The following is a 7,046-nucleotide window of genomic DNA, read 5'->3' as shown; positions in this document are numbered from 1 at the left end:
GCTCGCGACGCTCGAGGGCAAGGAGGTTGCGATTGGTGGCAAGCGCCATCGCCGCGGCCAGCTCATCTTCTTCCTCTCGCCCGATTGCCCGGTGTGCAAGACGTTGCTTCCCGTGGTCCGTTCGGCGAGCGGAGCCGAGCGCGGCTGGCTCGACGTGGTGCTGGCGAGTGACGGCGACGCCGCCGCACACCGCCGGCTGGTGATGGCCGAGGGACTGGCGGGTTTCGACTATGTCCTGTCCGAAGATCTCGGCCGCAAGCTTGGCGTATCGAAGCTGCCTTACGCGGTGCTGATCGACGAGGAAGGCAACATCGCCTCGCTCGGCCTCGTCAACAATCGCGAGCATCTGGAGAGCCTGTTCGAGGCCAAGGAACGCCGCGTCGCATCGATCCAGGAATATCTCGCGCGCGGCTGATCGCGCCGGCTGCGACAAGAAGGGGATAGATATGTCGGGACTGGACAAATTTTCGGAAAAGATGACGCGGCGGGTCGCGCGCGCGACCTCGCGGCGCAGCCTGCTGACGCTGATCGGCGGTGCGCTGACCGGCGCGGCGGTGATCCCGGTGCTGCCCGTGTCGCGCGCGCAGGCGCAGGGGCATGGCCACGGCGGCGGCGGTGATCCGGTCGCGCCGCAGACGACAGGCAACCCGCAGGATCCGGGCGACCAGACGCAGTGCGATTACTGGCGCTATTGCGCGATCGACGGTTTCCTCTGCAGTTGCTGCGGCGGCACCGCGAGCAGTTGCCCGCCGGGGACCGAAATGTCGCCGATCACCTGGATCGGCACCTGCCTGAACCCCGCCGACAACCGTGCCTATATCATCAGCTATAACGATTGCTGCGGCAAATCCTCGTGCGGGCGCTGCCTGTGCAACCGCAACGAGCGCGACCGGCCGATGGTGCGTCCGCAGGCGAACAACGACATCAACTGGTGTCTCGGCACGTCGAGCGCGATCTATAATTGCTCGACCGCGGTGATCCTCGGCGTTGCGCTGGAGCAACAGTGATGCGGGGGTGGGCGATCCTGCTGGCGGTGACCGGATTTGCGGCCGCCGGACCCGCGATGGCGGCCGATGACGGCGCGACGATCTACAAGCGCTGCGCCGCGTGCCATCTGGCGAACGGCGCGGGGGTTCCGGGCGCCTTTCCGCCGCTGAAGTCCGACGTGCGTGCGCTGGCTGGAACCCCTGCCGGGCGCCGCTATCTCGCGCTGGTCGTGATCCGCGGCGTGTCGGGGCCGATCACGGTCGAAGGCAAACCCTATCGCGGGATGATGCCCGCGCAGGCCGGGCTCAACGATGCGCAGGTCGCGGCGGTGCTGAACCATGTGGTTCGTGGCGGATCGGCGAAGGCCTTCACTCCGCGCGAGATCGCCGGATACCGGGCAGGTAGCGCGGCGCTCAATTCCGCCGCAGTGGGGCGCCTCCAGCCGGCCGCCGCGGGCAAATGAAATGGCTGGCCGTATCCGCGCTGATCGTGGCGACCGGAGCGGCCGTGACGACCCCGGCGTGGAGCGGTCCGGAAGCGATCCCGGGCGTCGCCAATCCGGCGCGCGCGAAGCAGAACTGGATGCTGTCGTGCCAGGGATGCCATCGCGCCGATGCAACCGGGACGCCGCAGACCACGCCGACGATGGCGGGGTTCGTCGCGAAGTTCCTGCACGTGCCGGGCGGCCGCGAATATCTGGTACAGGTTCCGGGCGTCGCGACCGCCGCGCTGTCCGACGCCGATCTGGCCGAAGTGGTGAACTGGTCGCTCGTGCGGTTCGACGCGGCGAATGTGCCTGCGGATTTCAAACCTTACACAGCCGCCGAAGTCGCGCGCCTGCGGCTGAAGCCGCTGCGCACGGAGGCGATGACGATACGGGCGGGCATGGTCGCGCGCTTCGCTCCGGAACCAAAACAACAGAAATAAGAACAGGGGAGGATTTTCGATGACCAAGGTAATGACGACCAAGGTAGCGGGGCGCCGCGTCGCGCGCCCGGCGCTGGCCCTGCTTCTCGCAAGCGTTTCCGTACCGGCGCTGGCACAGGAGGCTGCGACCGAAACCGCTGCCGAAGCCGTCGCCGCCGTCGAAACGGTCGACGGCACCGATATCGTCGTCACCGCGCAGAAGCGGTCGGAACGTCTGCAGGACGTACCCATCGCGGTCAGTGCGCTCGGTGGCGACTCGCTCGAACGCCAGCGGGTGACGCAGGCCGATGAACTCGCGAGCAAGATCGTCAACCTCCAGCTCACCTCGACCGTCGGCGACAACACCCCGATCTTTGCGCTGCGCGGCGTGTCGATGTCCGATTACAGTCTCAATCAGGCAAGCCCCGTCGCGACCTATTATGACGAGGTCTACAAGGGCAATTTCGCCTTCCTCGGCGTGGCGATGTATGACCTTGAGCGCGTCGAGGTTCTGCGCGGTCCGCAGGGCACGCTTTATGGCAAGAACACCACTGGCGGCGCGGTCAACCTGATCAGCCGCACCCCGGTGCTCGGCGATACCGAAGGCTATCTCAATCTCGGCTACGGCAACTACAACCGCTACGAAGCCAATGGCGCGGTGAGCGTGCCGCTCGGCGAGACATTGGCGGCGCGCGTCGCCTTTACCTTCGCGCGTGCCGATGGCTGGTTCAAGAACCAGCTTCCCGGCGAGCCCGATCTCGCGAGCGTGCGCGAATATGGCGTGCGCGGCAGCCTGCTGTTCGAACCGAGCGACAGCGCGCGCTTCATCCTGCGCGCCTCGACCAGCTACCAGAACCCGCGTAACTATGGCATTTATGCCCAGCCCGAGGCAGTGAACCGCCCGGGGCTCGGGCGGCGCGAGATCGAGGCGAATGTCACCGATCGCCGCCGCGCGCGCACCTGGTCGGTGTCGCTGACGGGTACGGTCGATTTGAGCGACACGCTCGCGATCACCAGCGTGACCTCGTGGGACAAGGGGCGGCTGAATTTCTATGAGGATACCGATGGTACGGCGACCGAGCTGCTTGAAATCCCCTACACCGACCGGGCGACGCAATTCGCGCAGGACCTGCGCCTGACGAGCGACTTCGGCGGTCCGTTCAACTTCATCCTCGGCGCCTATTTCAATCGCGAGAAGGTCTATAACGAAACGACGTTCGAGATCGGCAAGGACATCGACTCCGACGGGCTGCCCGGCGTGACCGATGCCGACTGCGCGATCGGCTTTCCGCTGGGCTGCCTGTTCCGCAACAGCTTCGACCAGCTCAAGAAAAGCTACGCGATCTATTCGGACGTGAGTTTCGAGCTGACCGACCAGCTGACCCTGCGCGGCGGCCTCCGCTTCACGCACGACAAGGGGACACAGAGCAATTTCGAGGCCAATGCCTTTGGCCCGAACGGCGTGCTGGTGATGAACCTGATCCCGCCGTCGCGGCTCGATTACAGTCAGGAAAATCTGTCGGGCAAGATCGGCGCCGACTATAAGATCAATCCCGACGTGATGGTCTATGGCAATTACAGCCGCGGCTATCGCGCGCCGAGCTTCAACGCGCAGGCCTTTTTCGATCCGTCCGAACTGTCGGTCGCGGAAGCCGAAAAAATCGAAGCCTTCGAACTGGGTCTGAAGAGCCAGTTCGCCGACCGCCGTGTCACGCTCAACATGGCGGCCTTTCATTATTCGTACAGCAACCAGCAGTTCATCAATATCGATCCCGCGACCGCGGCGCAGACTTTGCTCAACATTCCGCGCTCGCGTATCCTCGGCGGCGAGGCCGAGCTGACCGTTCGTGCGACCGACATGGTGACGCTGCGCGCCGGCGTCGGCCTGCTCGACACCAAGATCAAGCGTGGCATCGTCAGCGGCGTCGATGTCCGCGGCAACAACCTGTCGAACGCGCCGAAGTTCACCTTCACCGGCGGGATCGATGCGACGGTGATGGACAGCTCGAGCGGCAAGCTCAGCCTGCACGGCGACATCAACTATTCGTCGAGCCAGTATTTCGAGGTGCTCAACATTCCCCGGCTGCGGCAGGACAGCTATGTCCTGCTGGCCGGGCACATCGACTGGGAGTCGGCCGACGGGCGCTGGAATGCTTCGGTGTGGGGCAAGAACCTGACCAACAAATTCTACTTCACCTCGCGCGTCGACCTGCTCGCGGGCTTCGGTTTCGACTATAACCATGCCGGGACTCCGCGGACCTACGGCGTGACCGTAGGCATGAAATTCTGATCGGAGAGAAGGGATGTCTGATTACAAGATGCTGATCGATGGCCGGCTGGTCGACGGCGACCACCAAATGGACGTCATCAATCCTGCGACCGAGGAGGTCTTCGCTACCGTCGCGCGTGCGTCCGAACGGCAGGCCGACGAGGCGATCGAAGCCGCCGCGACCGCTTTTCCCGGCTGGGCCGAAACCCCGATGGCCGAGCGACAGGCCAAGGTCAGCGCGCTGGCCGACGCAATCGTGGCGAATGCCGACAAGCTCGCCCGCGCGCTGACGCAGGAACAAGGCAAGCCGCTCGCCGAGGCGCAGGGCGAGATCGCGTGGGCCGAGGGCTATCTGCGCCACTATGCGACGCTGGAAATCGCCGAACGGACAATCCAGGACGATGCGACCGGGTTGATCCAGGTCCGCCGCAAGCCGCTCGGCGTCGTCGCGGGGATCATCGCGTGGAATTTTCCGCTGCTCGTCGCTTGCTGGAAGATCGGTCCGGCGGTGATCGCGGGCAATACGATCGTGCTGAAACCCGCGCCGACGACGCCCGTCTGCGCGCTGATGCTCGGCGAATTGTGCCAAGGCATCTTCCCCGCAGGCGTGGTCAACATCATCACCGACGCCAACGATCTCGGCGGCTACCTGACCGCCGATCCGCGCATCGCCAAGGTCGGCTTCACCGGATCGACCGCGACCGGCAAGAAGATCATGGCGAGCGCCGCCGACGGGCTCAAGCGGTTGACGCTCGAGCTTGGCGGCAACGATCCCGGCATCGTGCTCGACGATGTCGATGTGCGCGCGACCGCGCAGGGCATCTTCAATGCCGCCTTCCTCAACTGCGGACAGGTGTGCCTCGCGATCAAGCGCGCCTATGTCCACGACAGCATTTATGACGCGATGTGCGACGAGCTCGCGCGCCTTGCTGAGGCGGCGGTGGTCGACGATGGTCTCGCACAGGGCGCGCAGATCGGACCGATCCAGAACAAGGCGCAATATGAGAAGGTGAAGGGCTTCCTCGAACGCGCGCGCCGCGACGGGACGATCGTTGCGGGCGGCGACATCATCGACCGCGCCGGATATTTCCTGCGCCCGACGATCGTGCGGGACGTGACCGACGGCGACGAGATCGTCGACGAGGAACAGTTCGGACCGATCCTGCCCGTGATCCGCTATTCGGACATCGACGATGTCGTCGCACGCGCCAATGCGTCGCCCTATGGCCTCGGTGCCTCGGTGTGGTCGCGCGACGTCGACCGCGCGGTCGCGGTCGCCGACCGGATCGAAAGCGGATCGGTGTGGGTGAACCAGCATGTCGCGATCGGGCCGCATATCCCGATGGCCGGGGTGAAGTCATCGGGGCTCGGGGTCGAGCAATCGGAGGAAGGGCTCGCCGAATATACGCAATTGTCGGTCATCAACGTGGCGCGCGGCGGATGAGCGAAACGTTCGACTGGAATCCGCCAACCCATTATAATTTCGCGCGCGACTCGTTGGGCCGGCTGGCAAAGGAACGACCGGGTGATCGCGCGATGCTGTGGACCGACGGCGCGGGCACGGTGATCGATCGCAGCTTTGCCGAACTGTCGGACCATGGCGCGCGCGCCGCCACGGTGCTGAAGGCGGCGGGGGTCGGCCCCGGTGGCACGGTGCTGATCCTCATGTCGCGCGAAATCGAATGGTGGGAGCTGATGATCGCGTGCCTGCGGCTCGGCGCGATCGCGTCGCCCGGCACCGTCCAGCTCACGCCCAAGGATATCGCCTATCGCTGCGAAGCCGCGAATGCGCGCTGTATCGTCGCCGGGGTCGATGTTGCGCCGCGTGTCGACGAAACGCCGGTCGATGCGGCGATCCCATTGATCCATGTCGGTGGCGACCGGCCGGGCTGGATCGACTTTGGCGCAGCAAAGGCTGCTGCCGCCCCGCTCGCCGAGATCGCCGACACCGCATTCGACGATCCCGCGCTCTGCTATTTCACCAGCGGCACGACCGGCCAGCCCAAGATGACGATCCACGGCGCCGGCTATCCGCTCGCGCACGAGATCACCGGCCGCTTCTGGCTCGACCTCGGGCCTGGCGACCTGCACTGGAACATGTCCGATACCGGCTGGGCCAAGGCGGCGTGGAGCAGCCTGTTCGCACCCTGGCTGATGGGCGCCGCGATCTTCGTCAACCACGCGCCGGGGTTCGACCCGGTCGCCGCGATGGACCTGCTCGAACGTTATCCGATCACCACATTGTGCGCGCCGCCGACCGCTTACCGCATGTTCGTACGCGCCGACCTCGGCGGTCGCAAATTCCCGCGCCTGCGTCATTGCGTCAGCGCCGGCGAGCCGCTCAATCCCGAGGTGATCGACCTCTGGAAACAGGCAACGGGGCTCGACATCCACGACGGCTATGGCCAGACCGAAACGGTGCTGCTCTGCTGCAACCGCGCCGGTGCTGCGCGGCAGGGCGCGATGGGACGCCCGACGCCCGGTATCGATCTCGCGGTGATTGGCCACGACGGCGCCGTGCTGCCACCCGGTGAAGAAGGCGACATCGCGTTGCGGGTCGAAGAGCGCCGCCCGCCCGGCCTGTTTCTCGGCTATCGCGGCGATCCCGACCGCACCGCCAGCGTATTTCGCGACGGCTGGTATCTGACCGGCGACCGCGCGACTGTCGACGAGGACGGCTATTTCTGGTTCGTCGGCCGTGCCGACGACGTGATCCTGTCGTCGGGTTATCGCATCGGGCCGTTCGAGGTCGAAAGCGTGTTGTTCGAGCATGAAGCGGTTGCCGAAAGCGCCGTCGTCGCCAGCCCCGATCCGACGCGCGGTGAGGTGGTGAAGGCGTTCATCGTCCTCGCCGCCGGGCACCAGCCCTCGGACGATCTGGCGA

6 protein-coding genes and 1 pseudogene are annotated in these 7,046 nt (G+C 65.6%); all 7 read left to right on the top strand.

Translation table 11 applies throughout. The features are described from left to right. Positions 1 to 415 (top strand): annotated as a pseudogene (locus VGD20_RS00810) (methylamine dehydrogenase); the annotation flags it as partial. A gap of 31 nt (positions 416 to 446) precedes the next feature. Beyond that, on the top strand, positions 447 to 1,007 hold the full coding sequence (locus VGD20_RS00805) for a methylamine dehydrogenase light chain (RefSeq protein WP_331132631.1): 561 nt from the start codon (positions 447 to 449) through the stop codon (positions 1,005 to 1,007). Further along, entirely contained in the window at positions 1,007 to 1,450 is a 444-nt protein-coding gene (locus VGD20_RS00800) for a cytochrome c (protein WP_331132632.1), read from the top strand. The genes VGD20_RS00805 and VGD20_RS00800 overlap by 1 nt, the downstream gene beginning before the upstream one ends. After that, complete coding sequence (locus tag VGD20_RS00795) at positions 1,447 to 1,914, top strand: cytochrome c (RefSeq protein WP_331132630.1); 468 nt, start codon at positions 1,447 to 1,449, stop codon at positions 1,912 to 1,914. Before VGD20_RS00800 ends, VGD20_RS00795 begins: the two co-directional genes overlap by 4 nt. A gap of 19 nt (positions 1,915 to 1,933) precedes the next feature. After that, positions 1,934 to 4,183, top strand: coding sequence for a TonB-dependent receptor (locus VGD20_RS00790; RefSeq protein ID WP_331132629.1), 2,250 nt, complete (start codon positions 1,934 to 1,936; stop codon positions 4,181 to 4,183). A gap of 13 nt (positions 4,184 to 4,196) precedes the next feature. After that, a complete protein-coding gene (locus tag VGD20_RS00785) occupies positions 4,197 to 5,606 on the top strand; it encodes an aldehyde dehydrogenase family protein (protein ID WP_331132628.1) in 1,410 nt (469 codons plus the stop codon). Continuing rightward, positions 5,603 to 7,046 (top strand): AMP-binding protein (locus VGD20_RS00780; RefSeq protein WP_331132627.1); only part of this gene is annotated, 1,444 nt, incomplete at its 3' end. The genes VGD20_RS00785 and VGD20_RS00780, both read left to right, overlap by 4 nt.

Source organism: Sphingopyxis sp., assembly GCF_036402335.1.
In the GTDB taxonomy this organism is placed as follows: Bacteria; Pseudomonadota; Alphaproteobacteria; order Sphingomonadales; family Sphingomonadaceae; genus Sphingopyxis.
Note: the sequence above shows the minus strand (reverse complement) of the source record. Positions and strands in the feature narration are given on the sequence as shown.